We start from the raw sequence: 15,855 nt of genomic DNA, 5'->3' as shown, positions 1-15,855 counted from the left end.
TCATCCTCGTGCAGGCTTCGCGGCGCTGCGGCTATCCAGTATCTTTTTCACACGCTCACCGTAAATTCGGATGTTTATCTCGTCGTCTATCACGCGATTTGGCTGCTCGTCGTAAGTCATAATCGCTGAAATACGTGGCTGCGAGCCTTCGACCTTTGTCACACCATGCAAGGAATAGCCGCCCCGGAAAAGCGTGAACGCCCCTGCGCCGCGGGAAAATGTCTGCGCTTGAGACATATCGCCAGCCAACAGTCGATCTACAGCTTCGCGGTCTTCACTTTGATCGTCGCGTGAGTTTGGAAGAAACGTGAACTCTCCGCCTGTCTCAGCTGCTTGGAGCAACAGCGTCACGGTGCATTCCGTTGTGTCGTAGTGCCAGGCGTGCCAGCTTTCCGGGTGTAGTGCGACGACGTTGAGCGCCTGAAAATCGTCGGCGCATCTGTGGAGTTGATCCTTTTTCTGAACCCGACGCACAAATTCCGTCAATATGTCGGAATGGTAAAGCTGTTTAAGCCCGGTTTCCGCAGGTATCTGATCATCCGCAAGCTGGACCGCGACGTGCGTAAACTCTTTCCGCCGAGGGTCGTCTTCGGGCAGCGTCGGATCGATAGCACCCTGATAAATATTGCGTTTTACATGCAGGACTTCAGCTGTTGGCAATAGATCATTGGCCTCGCCGTTCAACTGTTCAAGCGCCTCTGGGCGAATGAAACCGGCCAGATTGCACCAACCGTGCTCGTCCATAAGATGCTGGCATTCGGTCAAAAATTCCGCCCCAGCTCCGTTGTCCAAATCTGCAATTGGATAGCGGTCAAGATCAATGAGATCCAGGGCTATGTCGTGTTGCGACTGGTGCGTGTCTGTCATTGTAAACTCCCTGCGAATAGACGCGGATGTCTGGAAAATGGGATCGTCGAAGACACTATCCGCCCATGTGTTGATCCACTAAAATGAAATAATAGCTGCCCATGAACATAGAAAACTTATGGATGTAAGATGCGTCACAATCTGAATCTCAACTGGTTGCGCAGCTTTGAAGCAGCAGCGCGGCTGCTGAGCTTCACGGCAGCCAGCCGAGAAATTGGTTTAACCCAAACCGCCGTCAGCCAGCATATCAAAGCGCTTGAGGTGCAACTGGATGCCAAACTGTTTCTACGTCGACCCAAAAGCCTGCAATTGACCGATGCGGGCAAGGCCTATCTGGTGACTGTGCGCGAGGCGCTGGACATGCTGGATATGTCGACCACCGGTCTCTTTGGGCCGCGCCAAGCGCGTACCATCACGGTACGCGCCTCCATGGCATTTACTATGTGGCTGTCTGCCCGGCTGGATGATTTCTTTCTCAAGCATCCTGATATCGGCGTCAAAACGGTGACATCGATCTGGAAAAACCCCTCGGATCAACAACCTGTCGACGTTGATGTCATCCTTGCGCCGCAGGAGGCCACGAGATCAGATTTGAAGTTGCTGTCGTCAGAGAGGATTGTGCCGATCTGCGGCATCGGGTCCAATCAAGCGATACGCGCGCCGGACGATCTGCTGCGGCAATCGCCGATACACATCATGGGGTTCGACGATCACTGGGCACGGTACCTGTCTGCCTATGGGCTGAAATTTGAAGGCTCAGCCGGACGTCTGATCACTGATACCTCAACCGCAGCAATGGAAATGGTTGCCGCCGGACTGGGGGTTGCGGTTGTCATAGAACGATTTGCTCGACAAGCGATCCAGTCCGGTCAGAAAATTCGTATCGTTGGAGAACCGAAAGAACTCGGACAGGCGCACTTTCTCGTTCGGACTGAAGGCCGTGCCGCCACTCAGGCGCATGCCAAAGAATTTGAAGAGTGGCTAAGAAACCAGCTTTAAGATCTACCCGTGTTGATACTTCTTCGAACCGGATATGCCGCCTTAGAAACCGGATGGCTGCTTCGTCCGCGACAGGTCAGTGCGACGAACTTTTGATTTTGTGCTTGCAACGAATGGCGGCTTTGGCTGGCTGCGCTGCAGCATTCGGACGACCCGTCTAACGTCTGGTATGGGCCGGGGGTCGCCATGTTGAGCCTAGCCGCCGAACCAAAGAGGCGCGTCGCCTTCTGCCCATGGCGCGTACTTGTGCATTACGTTTATGAAGGCTTCGCTTTCCAGGAAACGATCCAGCCATGCAATCAAATTTGGCCATTCCTGTGCGTCAAACCACTCTCTGTCTATATAGGCGAATTGGCGAACAAAGGGCAGAAGTGCCAGATCGGCGAGGGTGGGGCGATCTCCAAATAGCCAAGACCGCCCGGCCAATCTTTTGTCGAGGCCGACCAAATAGCTGGCCGCTTTCATGCGCTCTGTCGCCTGGTTGATGTCCGGATAGCGCGTGGCGTATTTTGTGTGATCCAATGCGGCCTTGAATGGACCATCATTTTTTGTAATCAGGTCCCACCCTTCCTGAGGCATGTCCAAAAGCCGGTGCGGATCATCCTGTTCGAGAGCCCAGATCATGATGTCCAAGCTTTCGTCAAAAACCTTATCCGCAAGGCGAAGCGTCGGCACCGTTCCGGAGGCTGATGTTTGCAAGAAGGCTTGCGGCTTGTCCCTTAGGCGAATTTCGCGCAACTCGACTTTGACACCCGAACACGTCAGCGCGAGGCGGGCCCTGATTGCATACGGGCAGCGGCGGAACGTCCATAATATAGGGTGATGAGCCATAGGAGGATTTATCTGCAACCCGCCGGTACGGTCAAACCCTTCTTCGATTGTCAAATTATAGCTTCTGCTGTCATGCCGCCAGGCCGGTCAAGCGGGCCACCGCTTCGCAAACATCGGACACGGTATCCGTTGGTTCAGGGGCAAACCGGGTTTCGTCGCCTTCACGGAACTTTCCGGTGCGCACCAGATACGCCTCTGCCAAGCCCGCAACCAAAGCGCCGGCAATATCGCTTTCAGCATCATCACCGATCATAGCTGTCTGCGCGGGGGCGGCGCCGGTGCTGGCAACTGCGGCTCTGAAAAAACCAGGATCCGGTTTGCCTAACAGTTGAGCCCGGATGCCGGTAGCGTATTCCAGAGCTTTGACAAAGCAGCCCGCATCAAGGCTTAACTGCCCATCCTCATCCTTGAAAATGCGGTTGTTTGCGAGCGCGATCAAGGGCGCCCCATTTTGCAACAATCTGTATGCCCGGTTCATATTTTCATAGGAAAACTCCTGGGCGGCATCGCCAACAATAACGGCGGGCGGTCCATTGCGGTCGCAGGCAGAAAACTCTTCCTCAAGCGCTGGGTGTACGAGCAAACGCGGGCTGTGCCCTGTGCGCGAAAGCCAATCCAAACAGGCAGCGACAGGTGTAAATACCTCTTCCGGCTGAATCTCGAATTTAAGGTCTCGCAGCTTGTCCATGATGCGGTGCTTTGGCTGCCGCGTACTATTGGTGAGGCATCTCACTTGCAGTCCGCTGGATCGCAACCGGGTAAGTGCCTCAGTGGCTCCGGGGATCGCTTCGGGCCCTTGGTAAAGAACTCCGGAGATATCAAGTAAAACTGTTTGGATCATTCTCAAATTTTGCTGGAGCCTACACGCGGCGTCAACTTTGGCACCTTCCGCTTCACCCGGAACCGGTGGCATCAGGAACAGTATTCCATCCGCAGAGATGCAGCAAATGACGACTTTACCTGGGAGCGGGTGATTAGTGAAACCCATTGTTTCGCCACGGAAACCCGCCACTGTTATCTCAGAGGATGAGTGACCGACGAGTTGCCACGGGTATCAGGGTGAGGAAGAGCTACACTGAGGCGAGTGGCACGGTGAGGATAACGGCAGGTTTATTACGCAGATTGTGGGTTAAGAGAAACGTCAATCCCGTGCTTGCCGGGAACGATAGCAATGCGGACTGCAAATGCCGTAGCGCAACCAACGGCGGGTATGGGCCGCCCACATCGGAAGTGACTAGCTTCAAAACACTAATGGAACTTGTCTGAAGCTGAACCACTCTTCCTTATGAGCCCTGACCGTCGCTCTTGGTGCGAGACGCTTTTCGAAAGTGCCAGACACTTAGACGACACCGCTTTGAGCAACCACGTGGCTTCTGTCCTTTGCATTCCATCCACAGGGAAGACGGTTTCTGAGCTTTGCTCAATCTGAAGTTCACCTGTCACCTGTATCTGTTCATAAAGGTGAACGACGAGTGCACTCTCCGGCAATCGCATGCGCAAGAGTTGGTTCGGTGATGGCGGTGGTAGGTGGCTACACATACCAAGTTGCGGCACCAGTTGGGCCATTTGAATGCCATCCGCGTTTGGCGGCGCTGGTATCGCAAAACCGTTTATCGTCTCATGTTGTCTTTTTAGATCTGAATTGCCTGATTTTGCGGCGCGCTCGCGTCTTTCGGCCACGGCAAAAACGCTGCGAACCGTACCAGTCGACATCCACACCCGCCGCATCGAGAGAAGCTTCGGTCTCCGCCAAGCGGGACTTAGCCAACTCCAGTTTTTCTGGGTCGGTTAAGCCATTCTTCAGTAGTTCTCGAACGCGCACCACAACCTGCAAGTTTGCGAGATCAAGGGCGTCGAGGTCCCTGAAAGGGTCCTCATAAGAATGGGCAAACGTGTCAACCAGAACGCTCCAACTAACTACGCACTGGTTGGCGGTCACGGAAGTCGCCAGAAGGTAACCGAACAGTGCTATGACAAGCCGTCGCCTGATGAAGCTAATCAGTTTTCAAGCGTGTTTTTGTAGATCACGCCGTCCTTCATGATAATCAGAAAGTTGGCTTCCGGGTCGACCAGAAGATTGACATCCTCAACCGGATTACCGTCGACGAGGATCAAGTCTGCATATGCCCCTGCCTTAATCACACCAAGCGGGCCTTGCTGATATGGGTTTCGCGGCCCTGACATCTCCACAAGTTTTGCGGTGTTAAATGTGGCCTGTTGCAAGACTTCTGCCCCAGACCACCAGCGACCACGGCGTTCGAACTCAAGGTTCTGCATAGCCATAAGCTCGGGGGCGCCAAACAGGTCTACGCCGAAAGCAATCGGAAGGTCGTACTTTTTGATCAAGGCGACATAGTTTTCGACGTTGTCACGCAGAGGTGCTCCTTTCTCGATGGTCGCGGGATCGCCTGCGGCCAACATATTTTCATCCGGTGTGAATATGAGGAACTGCGGATTGAGGATGGCTCCGGCATCGTGAATGGCGCGAATTGTCTCCTCCTCGAATATCATGTTGCCGTGATCGATGCTCTTTACCCCACCTGCAAGCGCCCGGATGACAGATTCATCCGTGTAGGCGTGAACGATGACGTAGGTGTTCCAATCCTCAGCGGCTTCCACCGCGGCGCGGATCTCTTCAAGGCTGTAGTGGGTTGTGTCCAGTGGATCATATGGAGTTGAGTTACCTCCACCCAGACTGATCTTAACCTGAGTGGCTCCGAGGCGCAGCACCTCGCGGGTCGCTGCCCGCACCTCAGATACTCCGTCGGCAATGAACGACCATTCTCGCTCAAAGGCGGATCGATCAGTGCGCTGCCGATGATGAGTGTCATTGTACAGACGAAAATCGAAATGGCCGGATGTCTGTCCGATCCAGTGCCCTGAACTAAATATACGAGGTCCGTGAACAATGCCTTCGTCGATAGCGCGCGCGATACCATAAGATGGGCCGCCCGCATCCCGCAACGTGGTGAAGCCCCGCATCAGCATGCGTTCCGCTTCCTGCGTGACGAGAGCGCCCGTGTATGACCAGTGAAGGTTATATGCTAATGCCATTGGTGAAGTCGGCAGCATGATGTGGTTGTGGCCGTCGATAAGACCTGGGATCAAAGTTCTTCCTTGGCCGTCCAATACAACAGCACCATTTGGCTCGATTGGATCGGTCGAAACTTTGGCAATCAAATTGTCTTCGACAAGAACATTGGCGTTCTCAATCACCACCGCATTCTCGCTGTCAAAAACGTCGACATTGACAAACAAAGTTCGCGACAGTGTTTCTTGTGCATTCGCTCCGAAGGCCAATAAGAACGTAATTGTAGTGGAGAGAATTGCCCGCACTGAGACCACAGTCATTGCTTGTACCTATTCGAATTTTTTCGACCACAAACCAGCATTGCTTGCGAGATTTTTTGAGTCAACTTGGCCCCTTGCTTCGATACTCCAGCTAGAGAGCGGGTTCCGAATTTGGAGGTGCGTTCCGCCTTCGACGGCGTTCATTGTCTGCAGGGTTTCAAGCCAGCAGCCCGTGCAAGTCGCTGAGAAGGTTGGCATTGAGTCCGAAGGGGATTCTTGATCACAAACAGATCGGCCTAGAAAATGGCACCCATTGTATGTGAGAGTTCAGTGAAGGCCGAAGCGGGTGATGCATCTGGATGAAATCTCGCACGCTGGCGAGCGAATACGGAACTGGAGGCTACAGTGAGTGGTGAAGAGCACAAACCAATCCCGGCACATGTGGAATTAGACCCCGATCACGAAGATGCCATCGTTCGATGGTGTAATCGCATGATCCGCCACGGTGTCAGAGCATTGTCGGTGCTCATGCTCGGTATCATTCTATTGGCTATTATTGACGCCGGTTTCACAACGTATCTGAAATTGATGGAACCACCCGTTTATATCTTGGAAGTCAGTGACCTTCTCGCGGTTTTCAGTGCTGTTTTGGTCGTTCTAATCGCGATAGAAATCTATACAAATATAACTCTCTACCTGACCGCCGATGTCATCCACATCAAGCTTGTTGTCGCAACAGCATTAATGGCGGTCGCTCGAAAAATCATCACGCTCGACGACAAAAATTTGGAGCCTCAGTACTTTCTTGGTTATGCAGCGATCGGACTTGCATTGGGCGTAACGTACTGGCTTATTGACAGAAAACCGTAAACCAATCTGCACGCTCCTTTCAAACGACCCTGAGGAGCCCTTTGCAGGACCTGATGCAGGTGTCTGTTCTGCCATGTCTGGTCTTGGAGAAGATCTGGTGGATCGGGAAATCGGCGCGGCTTTGGCTGAACACGAAAAGCACGACGAGCAGCGCGCTAAGGTTTGGAGATGCAGGGACGCAGGCCGCTAGGACATTTCTGTTAAAGCTCGAACTCCATAATAACCACCGTTGATCCGGACCAAGCAGATTTCGCCTTGAGCGTAATTTTGAAAACTCAATCTCAGTCTGGCCGACAGTCCAGTTCTTCGAGGAACGGCTGGATATTCCCGATATGCGTTTTGACCCATTCCGTGTCGTAATAGGTGTCCAAATATCGGTCGCCACTGTCACATAGCAAAGTGACGATTGAACCCGTCCGGTTGTCCCGCGTCATTTCTCTTGCAATTTGCAACGCCCCCCAAACGTTGGTTCCCGTCGACGCACCCGCCCGCCGTCCGATCCGTTTTTCAAGCCACAGCATCGTAGCCACGCTTGCTGCATCCGGGACCTTGATCATGCGATCGATGACATCCGGCTGAAACGAGTTTTCAACCTTGGGCCGACCGATGCCTTCGATCCGGCTGGAGGTATCCGAGGTCAGAGTACGGTCTCCGGTCAGGTAACTGTCGTAGAAAACAGAGTTCTCCGGATCAACAACCGTTAACGAGGTATCGTAACCCTTGTAGCGAATGAAGCGGCCGAGCGTGGCTGATGTCCCGCCGGTGCCCGCGCTCATCACCAGCATGGTGGGAACCGGATGCGGCTCATACTCCATTTGGCGAAAGATACTCTCGGCGATGTTGTTATTGCCACGCCAATCGGTGGCACGTTCAGCATAGGTGAACTGATCCATGAAGTGACCGCCAATGGATTGTGCAAGTTCGACCGACGTGCCGTGCATTTCCGGTGCAGCGTTCACGAAATGCGTTTTCCCTCCATAGAATTCGATCAGCCTGATTTTGCTATGAGCGGTACTTTTGGGGATTACAGCGATGAAGGGGACGCCGATCATGCGCGCGAAATAGGCCTCTGACACCGCCGTGCTGCCGGATGACGCCTCGATAATAGTTGTACCCTCTTTGATTTTCCCGTTGCACAAGGCGTAGAGGAACAGGGAACGGGCCAGCCGATGTTTCAAGCTGCCTGTAGGGTGCGTGCTTTCATCTTTGAGATAGATGTCCACCCCATTCAGGTGTGGAATCGGCAGCTTGAATAGGTGCGTATCCGCCGACCTATGCGCATCTGCATTGATCTTGGCGATAGCGCTTGCAACCCAATTGTCCATTTCACCCTCATTTTCGAAACTTGACCTGGTTCAACTATGCGCCCGCCCATTAGCTGATGGCAAATGGGCGGAACACGTTGCGTCATGTCAGCCGCAGCATCCACCGGATTTGGCTTGAGTGGGTTGTTCGCAAGGGACCTCGTTCAAATTGGCGCCACGCCCTAGCCATGTCCGCTCTGCCAGATAGAACTCTGAAAACTTTTGGAGAAAATCTTGGGGTACCGATTTCGCGGGGATACCACTGTCCATAAGCGCTTTTTGCCACGCTTTTACTTTCGGGTAACCGGCGAGCATGTCGTACCCGCTGTGATCTTCGACAATGGCCGCGCGGTGAAGGAGGGGTAACCAGGCGATATCCACATTCCCCATCGTCTCGCCTGTGAAATACGGCCCTTGTCCCAACTGCCGTTCAGCCTTTTCAAACGACTTGACCAGCTTTGCCATACGTTCATCCAGCACACCTTTGTCGGCGCTTTGCATTGTGCTGCATTGAACCAGATAGTGTTTGCTCGCCTGATAACTCCAGGCCCGGTTGGTCGCGCGTTGTTCGGGCGCCAGGCCCTCCTGCAGCGGGGTCGTGACTTCGTCGATGTACTCAACGATTGCATCGGATTCGAACAACGGCTTGCCGTTTTCTGTTACCAATACCGGAACCTGACCGGTGGGTGAGATATCCAGAAACCAGGCAGGCTTGTTCTTAAGATCGATGTATTCAATATCATAGGGAACCTGCTTGGCCTCGAGCATCGCGGTGACGCGTTGAACGAACGGGCAGATTTTGAAGCTGACGATTTTGATCATTGGTGTAGTCCTTCTTGCTAGATCCGACCTGTAAGACGAACGGCGGTGCAAAAAGACGAACCTTTTGGGGGAAAATCTCTCAATTTGTTCCTGAATGTTATTTTGATCGTGGAAAGGGGAGCAAGATGGCACAAACAACTCCGGGTCTTGAAAGCATTTGGTCGGAATACCGGGCCAGCCTGTTGGCCTTTCTTCGGTCAAAGGTTTCGAACCAGGATGACGCCGACGATTTGTTGCAGGAAATCTTGTTGAAAGCCCACGAGGGCATGAGTGGCCTGGGTAAGGTCGAAAGCCTGAAGGCTTGGCTATTTCAGATAGCGAGCAATACGATCACTGACTACTACCGGAGCAAAGGACGGCATAAGCCCATTCATCCAGACGACCTGTGGTACAATGAACTGGATCAAGATGATCAGCATGTTTTGGAGAACTGTATCGCACCATTCATAAACGCTCTGCCGGCCGAAATGGGCGAACTACTGCACAAGATTGATCTTCAGGGCGTGTCGCAAAAGAGCCATGCGGCCGAACTTGGGGTCAGCTATTCGACCCTCAAATCCCAGGTGCAGGCTGGCCGTCGCCAACTGAGAAAACTCTTTGAAGATTGTTGCAATTTCTCTCTGGACTCAAAGGGCAACATTGTCGGCTATGAGCGCAAAAAGGATAATTGTGGACCGTGTTGAGCCTGAAAGGCGAATTTATTTCTGGCACAAAGCTCGCTTGAGTTGGCTTTACCCTACCTGCCTGTCAGCTGCGGACGTTAACTCGAATACCAATACCAGTTTTTGGAAGCTGTCTGTGACCTAGAAAAAAATGGTCATCGCTCAGGCTTTGCGCTGCTTCGGCAAAAGAATGACTGTCTTCTTTGGGCCACCTTCGCCACGCTGCCATCGGGCTTCCATCCGCGCCAAAGCCCTCGGACCGTACCTTGTGCGGGTCTCTGCAACCTGTCTATAACGATGGTCCGCGACGACCGCGCGCGTGGCGAAGTGAGGGCAAACATGAGACGGCGTTCAGTGATCTTGGGCGGAGGGTCTTGGGGCATGACGGGCTTTTTCACACCAAAGATGGTGGATGCTTCATCTGGCTTTTTTGTTCCACCGGAAGAAGCATCGCACCAGCGGACGTTCATGCAATGGCCGGTGAACCGAAAAGTTCATCCAGATCGCGCGTTCCTCGACCTGACTCAGCAAACTATTGCGGATATCGCCAATACGATTTCGGAATTCGAGCCTGTGACCATGCTCGCAGCAGCTGAAGACCACGCGCAGGCGCGGTCCAAACTGTCGGCAAGTGTAGAGCTTTGGGATATCCCGACTGATGATCTTTGGTGCAGGGATTCCGGCCCGATCTTTGTCGTGGATGGCGCCGGGGGCCTTGCCGTCAGTCATATCCAGTTCAACGGTTGGGGTGAAAAGCAGGTGAACGCGCGAGACAGCCAGATAGCGCGGCGTGTTGCCGAACGACTGGGGCTAAGACTGTTGCCGAGCGGGCTTCGAGGCGAAGCTGGTGGTGTTGAACAGGACGGTCGCGGTCTACTCCTGGCGCACGAAAGTTCTTGGGTTAACGACAACCGCAATCCGGGACTTTCCCGCGACGAGATTGAGCGGCGCTTGCTGGCAGCCTATGGTGCGGACCGAATGATATGGTCCCGCGGGGTCTGGGATGAGGATATCACCGATTACCATATCGATAGTCTCGCACGTTTCACCGGCGCGGGGCGTGTACTGGTCAACTTGCCCGACGAACCGGATCCGGACGATCCCTTCCATTCTGCTGCCTTGGAGACCTACGATACGCTGGTGGAAAACGGCTTGCAGGTGGAGGTTGTTCCCGAGCCATATTTCCGTCGTGTCGAGAGTTTCGATTTCGTAGCGTCCTACGCGAATTACTACGTCTGCAACGGTGCAGTTATCGCGGCCGAGTTCGGGGACAGCGAAACGGATCAAATCGCGCGGAATGCCCTCGCGCAGCATTACCCGGGGCGTGAGATTATCATGTTGAATGTGGACCCTTTGGGTGAGTTGGGCGGCGGCATTCACTGTGCGACCCAACAGATGCCTGCGGTATGATGAGCGCCTATGCGTTCCGGAGTTGGTCACCCCTAAAGATGGCCTGTTCCAAGCGGGGTAGGGCCCGCGAATGGCGGGTAACTTTGATGTTTACGTAACTGATCCGCCAAGCCCACCCACATCGATAATCCGGCATTGATCAAAGACCCTGTTACAGCGGCTGCCTTGCTTCCGAGGTTAGCAGTGAACCACAACCGGACGTTCCAGTCTGTTTCGAGATTATTCTTAGCTTCGAATTCGTCAATTTCGGATACAGGCTCAATTCTCTCGATTTTGCAAATCCGGCTTTCGCAAATAGGATGTGCCCAGTTCATTTAACAACTTGCATTGGATTAGTGGCATGGCAATTGAGCGCTGGACCGTTGGGTCATATCTGGCAAAAAGACTGCAAGAAGCTGGGATTGCAGATTATTTTGTAGTTCCTGGTGACTACAATTTGGTGCTGCTGGATGAGTTGCTTGGCAATCGGGATCTGCGAATGATCAGTTGCTGTAACGAACTTAACGCGGGTTATGCGGCAGACGGATATGCCCGCGCGACCGGAGGGCCGTCAGCGGTGGTTGTAACCTACTCGGTCGGTGGGTTGAGTCTGTTGAACGCTGTTGCTGGCGCCTATGCCGAAGATCTTCCCATGATCGCAATTTCCGGTGGGCCGAACACAAACTCTGAGGCCGAGTGGGAATATCTGCACCACACACTTGGAGAGGTCGACTACGACTATCAACGCGAGATGTTTGCACGTGTCACTGCCGAAGCTGTCACGATCCACCATCCATCGCTTGCACCTGTGGCAATCGATAGAGCGATAGACACCGCAATGCTTCGTCGCAAACCCGTTTACATCGAAATTGCTTCGAACATTGCTGGTGCGCCCACATCAGCGCCCGTGCCACGCAGTTTCGCCAGGCAGCCCAACAGTGACCCAAACACGCTGGCAACCGCAGTAACGCAAGTAGCTGAGTTCCTGAATGCTGCAGAGCGGCCAGTACTTGTTGCCGGAAGCAAAGTGCGCGCTGGTCAGGCCGAATCCCAATTGCGTAGACTGGCGGCCACCTGTGGCTTCGCACAAGCATCGATGCCCAATGCCAAGAGTTTTCTGTCTGAAGCAAATGACAGTTTCATGGGGATTTATTGGGGGCCTGTCAGCACGCCAGGCTGTGGCGAAATTGTCGATGCCGCAGACGGGCTGCTGTTCGTCGGCCCTGTTTTTACCGACTACACTACGACCGGTCATCAACTTGGCTTCGATCCGAGCAAGGCGGTTATGGTTCATCCAACGTCGATTCAGTTGGGTGAAACACATTTTAGCAATGTCCGCATGGATGAATTTCTGGATGCGCTGACCGACAAGCTTACTCCAAATAAGGGTGCCGTCACAGCTTTCGAACGTGTCAGAACTGAGCAACGCGCACCAGAACCCAGTGCAGCTGATACACCGGTGACTGTTCGCCAGTTATTCGCTCGGGTTCAGAAGATGCTGGATGTGGACAGCACGCTACTCGTCGAGACAGGGGATTCATGGTTCAACGGTATGGAGACCGACTTACCGGAGGGCAGTCGTTTCGAGATACAGATGCAGTATGGGTCCATTGGGTGGTCCGTCGGTGCGTCGCTGGGATACGCATTGGGGAACAGAGAGCGCCGGTTGATCTCATGCATCGGGGACGGTTCGTTTCAACTAACTGCACAAGAAATTTCGACGATGATCCGTTACGACACAAAGCCAATAATTTTCCTGATCAACAATGGTGGCTACACGATCGAAGTTGAAATCCACGATGGCCCCTACAACACCATCAAGAATTGGAACTACGCTGGCCTGATTGACGTCTTCAGCGCCGGGGAGGGCAATGCCTGGGGTTGCAAGGTCACAACAGAGGGTGAGTTGGACGAGGCCATCAACACGGCCATTGATAACGACGGTCTTTGCCTGATCGAAGTTCTGATCGACCGTGACGATTGCAATGTTAACTTGCTGCGGTGGGGCAATCAGGTCGCTCGGAACAACGGTCGACCCAACCGGTGCAGATAGAAAACTGCCACCGAAAAACCTGGAAGACGATCAACTGGCTGAGCTTGATAGGCGCGATCCTTAAGCGGAATAGAGGGAACTGCTATGCTGAATGGTGCGATGCTCGTGTGGTTTCTGCTGACAGGTGCCAGTGTGGGTTTCGTCATCTGGGACTCGATCAGCAACGGCGTGACAAGTTGGGTGCAACGGACCGCCTGGATTCTCGTGACCCTCTACACTGGTCCGATTGGCTTGTTTTTCTACTTGCTTGCGTGTCGTCGCCCATTCCCAGGAGGTCATGACCAATATACGCGCGCCACTTGGAAACAAGGGATCAACAGCGAGATGCACTGCGTTGCCGGCGATGCCACTGGTATCATTATTGCTGCCATCCTCGTCCACTTTCTTGCTCTGTCAAATGGGTGGGATGTTGTGGTGGAATACTCCTTTGGTTTCGTTTCCGGCTTGTTCATCTTCCAGGCGCTGATGATGAGGCCGATGTTTGGAAGTTACGGTCAAGCCGTTCGAAAGACGTTGTTTGCCGAAACGGTTTCGATGAACATGGTTATGACTGGAATGATCCCGACGATGGTCCTGCTTGCGGCCGCGTGGCCTGGATCCGAAGACCCGCTTACCCTACAATTCTGGTTCCGCATGAGCCTTGCGACTGTAGTCGGAGCGGTGATCGCTTTTCCAATAAATCGATGGCTGGTGGCGGGCCACCTGAAACACGGCTGCATGACGCTTCCCGGTGCTGATGGCCCAGCACCAGCGCTTGGACATGTTTCACCAGAACGCAATGAAGCAGCAGATCAAGGCGGGCACCAAATGGCAGGGCATCATCACATGGACATGAAAAGTCTGCCTGCTGGAATTGCCGCCGTGTGGATTTTTTTGACTTACATAATCCTGATGGTAGCACTTTGGCTGACATCAAAACTTGTGCAGATTACATTCTGAAAAGCTCATTGGTAGTGCTTTGGTTTTTCTGTCTGTAGGCAGAAAACCAAAGTCTAAAGTATGGAGCGACCCTGCGAAAACCTCGTGGACCCTTGGCCTCGAAAGGTCGCGACAATAGCGCCAAGCAATTCACGTCAGGCATTGTGTCCGCCTCGGGACACTTGCAAGCCTAACCTATTTGAAGGGCATAATCCGCAATGTCCTTGATGTGAGAGTGTGGCAAGCTCTTCAACTCGCGAGAGCAGCGAATGGCAGGAATACGGGCTGCAACTGCAACATTCGTGCCATGTGCTGGATGACAGCTTTGGGCAGCTCACGGCGCACTGGTCACAAGGCGATACTTTCGGAACAGCGCCCCATCGAATATCATCTCACCCTCGAACTCTGCGCCCATGCGCGTCAGGGCCCCCAAATTCGTGCGGCTGGGAGGAAGCAGAAACGTCACCGATGGGATGCGCGCGTCACCGTGCGCGAACTCCAGCGCCTGATGGGTAATCCTCGTTCCCAATCCAAAGGCCGAGGGTTTCAGGACAAGGCCGAAGTCCCAGTCAGGGCCCTCTCGCTGAAAACCGCCCCATCCCACATAAACGCCATCCGCAAGGATTGCCCAGTGTCCCAAGCCATCTTGCGCCCACCGGGCTTCTTTCATGGCTACGAAATCAGCCACGCGCTGCGTGTCCCAGGTGCCTTGAAGCAAAGGCATGTGCTTGGCGAGTGCGGGGGAGGACATATGTGCCGCAATATCCTCGACTGGGATCGTGGAAAGGCGCGAAAAGGTGATCTTGCTCATGTGTTCGTTTGCGCCACGTTATATGCCGCACCTTTGGTCTCTGGATCATCGAGTGCGTCAATCAGGAATTGCGCAAGGGCCAGCCTTGGTAATGCTGTTCCGCCTTTAAGCAAAGCGTTTCTTTTGGCGCGATACGCTGCCACAGCGGCGTCGTTGAGGAACCCTGCGCGAGCTGAAGTCCAGTCGAGACCAGATTGTTTTAGGGTATCCTCCATGCGTCCGGCGCTGCGCACTACGTTCGGCACAACGACGCGAAGGAGTTTTCCAAGCAGCATTTGGTCTGGGAACAACAACGCCGTCGATGTTACCAAAACCCGTTTGAGGCCGGTCTCCGACGCCGCGTGCACGATGGCCTGAGCAGATCGGAAGTACACCGATGTAGCGGCTTTCGTTGGCTGCCGACCTCCCAACGTCGAAATCACGGCGTCCTGGCCGCAAAAAACTGATGCGAGGAACGCAGGATCACAGGGATCACCGACTGCGACTTTCAGCCGAGCATCTAAGAGGTCGGGTGCTCTGTCTGCAGACCGAACGACCGCGGTAACCTCCATATCCCTTGCGAGAGCAGCTTGGAGTACCAGCTTACCCGCTCGGCCGTTCGCACCCAAAACAACGAGTTTCAAATCGTCTCCTTTCAATCGAAATGTGCTTATCAGGGCTGCTCTGACCTGACTTCGGTGGAGAGGCAAATCTTGTTCCTGTCCAGATCCCTGAAATAAGCCGAAAACCGTGGTCCACGTTGCTTCGGTTCGCCGTCGCTTGTTCCGCCAAGCTCAAGAGCCAAGGAGTGAAGCCTTTCTACCTCTTCGTCAGACTCAACGCTAAAACCAACCATGGTTCCGTTACCATTCGTGGCGGGTTTTTCGTCGAATGGAATCGCGGCTGCGAAGGCAAAATCAGGTCCGAGCCAGTATGTCATTCTTTCAGTCGGCGAAACGCGTTCCACGCCTGATTGCCCAAAAAGCTGGTCATAGAAGTGCGTCGCAGCGGCCATGTCGTTGGTTCCGACAACAAAATAGTTCATCTGCATGGTGCTAT

Annotated in this window: 17 protein-coding genes; 6 read left to right on the top strand and 11 right to left on the bottom strand. The window is 53.8% G+C overall.

The genetic code is table 11. The annotated features are described in order from the left end of the window. Positions 1-867 carry a HalD/BesD family halogenase gene (locus GOX63_RS08920; RefSeq protein WP_170325626.1) on the bottom strand — a complete coding sequence of 289 codons (867 nt, stop codon included), beginning with the start codon at positions 865-867 and terminating at the stop codon, positions 1-3. A 156-nt stretch (positions 868-1,023) separates the two neighbouring features. Between GOX63_RS08920 and GOX63_RS08915 the strand changes: the two genes are divergently transcribed. Further along, positions 1,024-1,866, top strand: a complete 843-nt coding sequence (locus GOX63_RS08915; RefSeq protein ID WP_170545580.1) for a LysR family transcriptional regulator — start codon at positions 1,024-1,026, stop codon at positions 1,864-1,866. Positions 1,867-2,061: 195 nt separating this feature from the next. Here the strand turns inward: GOX63_RS08915 and GOX63_RS08910 are convergent, their stop codons facing one another. The 5 genes from GOX63_RS08910 to GOX63_RS08890 form a co-directional block, all read right to left on the bottom strand. Next, complete coding sequence (locus GOX63_RS08910) at positions 2,062-2,697, bottom strand: glutathione S-transferase (protein WP_170545728.1); 636 nt, start codon at positions 2,695-2,697, stop codon at positions 2,062-2,064. A gap of 70 nt (positions 2,698-2,767) precedes the next feature. Continuing rightward, positions 2,768-3,538: a TIGR01458 family HAD-type hydrolase gene (locus GOX63_RS08905; protein WP_170545725.1), complete on the bottom strand. Its 771-nt coding sequence runs from the start codon at positions 3,536-3,538 to the stop codon at positions 2,768-2,770. Between the two features lie 407 nt (positions 3,539-3,945). Further along, entirely contained in the window at positions 3,946-4,410 is a 465-nt protein-coding gene (locus GOX63_RS24100) for a DUF3299 domain-containing protein (protein WP_170545578.1), read from the bottom strand. Beyond that, a complete protein-coding gene (locus GOX63_RS08895; protein WP_170545541.1) occupies positions 4,316-4,636 on the bottom strand; it encodes a hypothetical protein in 321 nt (106 codons plus the stop codon). The genes GOX63_RS24100 and GOX63_RS08895 overlap by 95 nt, the downstream gene beginning before the upstream one ends. 59 nt (positions 4,637-4,695) lie before the next feature. Continuing rightward, positions 4,696-6,048, bottom strand: coding sequence for a metal-dependent hydrolase family protein (locus GOX63_RS08890; RefSeq protein ID WP_170545575.1), 1,353 nt, complete (start codon positions 6,046-6,048; stop codon positions 4,696-4,698). Between the two features lie 345 nt (positions 6,049-6,393). Here GOX63_RS08890 and GOX63_RS08885 point away from each other — a divergent pair, with 345 nt between their 5' ends. Next, positions 6,394-6,858, top strand: coding sequence for a phosphate-starvation-inducible PsiE family protein (locus GOX63_RS08885; protein WP_217356193.1), 465 nt, complete (start codon positions 6,394-6,396; stop codon positions 6,856-6,858). Between the two features lie 281 nt (positions 6,859-7,139). Here the strand turns inward: GOX63_RS08885 and GOX63_RS08880 are convergent, their stop codons facing one another. Both GOX63_RS08880 and GOX63_RS08875 read right to left on the bottom strand, forming a co-directional pair. Next, positions 7,140-8,183, bottom strand: coding sequence for a PLP-dependent cysteine synthase family protein (locus tag GOX63_RS08880; RefSeq protein ID WP_170325622.1), 1,044 nt, complete (start codon positions 8,181-8,183; stop codon positions 7,140-7,142). Positions 8,184-8,270: 87 nt separating this feature from the next. Next, complete coding sequence (locus tag GOX63_RS08875) at positions 8,271-8,984, bottom strand: glutathione S-transferase family protein (protein ID WP_170325621.1); 714 nt, start codon at positions 8,982-8,984, stop codon at positions 8,271-8,273. A gap of 125 nt (positions 8,985-9,109) precedes the next feature. Between GOX63_RS08875 and sigZ the strand changes: the two genes are divergently transcribed. The 4 genes from sigZ to GOX63_RS08855 all read left to right on the top strand — a co-directional run bounded on the left by sigZ (position 9,110) and on the right by GOX63_RS08855 (position 14,027). Beyond that, complete coding sequence (gene sigZ / locus GOX63_RS08870; RefSeq protein WP_170325620.1) at positions 9,110-9,667, top strand: RNA polymerase sigma factor SigZ; 558 nt, start codon at positions 9,110-9,112, stop codon at positions 9,665-9,667. Positions 9,668-9,985: 318 nt separating this feature from the next. Next, positions 9,986-11,056 carry an agmatine deiminase family protein gene (locus GOX63_RS08865; protein WP_170325619.1) on the top strand — a complete coding sequence of 357 codons (1,071 nt, stop codon included), beginning with the start codon at positions 9,986-9,988 and terminating at the stop codon, positions 11,054-11,056. A 340-nt stretch (positions 11,057-11,396) separates the two neighbouring features. Next, on the top strand, positions 11,397-13,088 hold the full coding sequence (locus tag GOX63_RS08860) for a thiamine pyrophosphate-binding protein (protein ID WP_170325618.1): 1,692 nt from the start codon (positions 11,397-11,399) through the stop codon (positions 13,086-13,088). An 84-nt stretch (positions 13,089-13,172) separates the two neighbouring features. Beyond that, entirely contained in the window at positions 13,173-14,027 is an 855-nt protein-coding gene (locus tag GOX63_RS08855) for a DUF4396 domain-containing protein (RefSeq protein ID WP_170325617.1), read from the top strand. Between the two features lie 313 nt (positions 14,028-14,340). Here the strand turns inward: GOX63_RS08855 and GOX63_RS08850 are convergent, their stop codons facing one another. The 3 genes from GOX63_RS08850 to GOX63_RS08840 are packed head-to-tail and all read right to left on the bottom strand — an operon-like array spanning position 14,341 to position 15,847. After that, positions 14,341-14,817, bottom strand: coding sequence for a GNAT family N-acetyltransferase (locus GOX63_RS08850; RefSeq protein ID WP_170325616.1), 477 nt, complete (start codon positions 14,815-14,817; stop codon positions 14,341-14,343). Continuing rightward, entirely contained in the window at positions 14,814-15,440 is a 627-nt protein-coding gene (locus GOX63_RS08845) for an NAD(P)-dependent oxidoreductase (RefSeq protein ID WP_174825900.1), read from the bottom strand. The genes GOX63_RS08850 and GOX63_RS08845 overlap by 4 nt, the downstream gene beginning before the upstream one ends. A 29-nt stretch (positions 15,441-15,469) precedes the next feature. Then, positions 15,470-15,847, bottom strand: a complete 378-nt coding sequence (locus GOX63_RS08840; protein ID WP_170325615.1) for a VOC family protein — start codon at positions 15,845-15,847, stop codon at positions 15,470-15,472. Between the last annotated feature and the right edge of the window lie 8 nt (positions 15,848-15,855).

It is taken from the genome of Ruegeria arenilitoris (assembly GCF_013031355.1).
Classification (GTDB): domain Bacteria; phylum Pseudomonadota; class Alphaproteobacteria; order Rhodobacterales; family Rhodobacteraceae; genus Ruegeria; species Ruegeria arenilitoris_C.
Note: the sequence above shows the minus strand (reverse complement) of the source record. Positions and strands in the feature narration are given on the sequence as shown.

Excerpts from the sequence above, each read along its gene's own strand:
- GOX63_RS24100 (WP_170545578.1), bottom strand. The coding sequence starts at position 4,410 with ATGTCGACTGGTACGGTTCGCAGCGTTTTTGCCGTGGCCGAAAGACGC.
- GOX63_RS08910 (WP_170545728.1), bottom strand. The coding sequence starts at position 2,697 with ATGGCTCATCACCCTATATTATGGACGTTCCGCCGCTGCCCGTATGCA.
- GOX63_RS08880 (WP_170325622.1), bottom strand. The coding sequence starts at position 8,183 with ATGGACAATTGGGTTGCAAGCGCTATCGCCAAGATCAATGCAGATGCG.
- GOX63_RS08850 (WP_170325616.1), bottom strand. The coding sequence starts at position 14,817 with ATGAGCAAGATCACCTTTTCGCGCCTTTCCACGATCCCAGTCGAGGAT.
- sigZ (WP_170325620.1), top strand. The coding sequence starts at position 9,110 with ATGGCACAAACAACTCCGGGTCTTGAAAGCATTTGGTCGGAATACCGG.
- GOX63_RS08865 (WP_170325619.1), top strand. The coding sequence starts at position 9,986 with ATGAGACGGCGTTCAGTGATCTTGGGCGGAGGGTCTTGGGGCATGACG.
- GOX63_RS08905 (WP_170545725.1), bottom strand. The coding sequence starts at position 3,538 with ATGATCCAAACAGTTTTACTTGATATCTCCGGAGTTCTTTACCAAGGG.
- GOX63_RS08890 (WP_170545575.1), bottom strand. The coding sequence starts at position 6,048 with ATGACTGTGGTCTCAGTGCGGGCAATTCTCTCCACTACAATTACGTTC.
- GOX63_RS08920 (WP_170325626.1), bottom strand. The coding sequence starts at position 867 with ATGACAGACACGCACCAGTCGCAACACGACATAGCCCTGGATCTCATT.
- GOX63_RS08875 (WP_170325621.1), bottom strand. The coding sequence starts at position 8,984 with ATGATCAAAATCGTCAGCTTCAAAATCTGCCCGTTCGTTCAACGCGTC.
- GOX63_RS08840 (WP_170325615.1), bottom strand. The coding sequence starts at position 15,847 with ATGCAGATGAACTATTTTGTTGTCGGAACCAACGACATGGCCGCTGCG.
- GOX63_RS08855 (WP_170325617.1), top strand. The coding sequence starts at position 13,173 with ATGCTGAATGGTGCGATGCTCGTGTGGTTTCTGCTGACAGGTGCCAGT.
- GOX63_RS08860 (WP_170325618.1), top strand. The coding sequence starts at position 11,397 with ATGGCAATTGAGCGCTGGACCGTTGGGTCATATCTGGCAAAAAGACTG.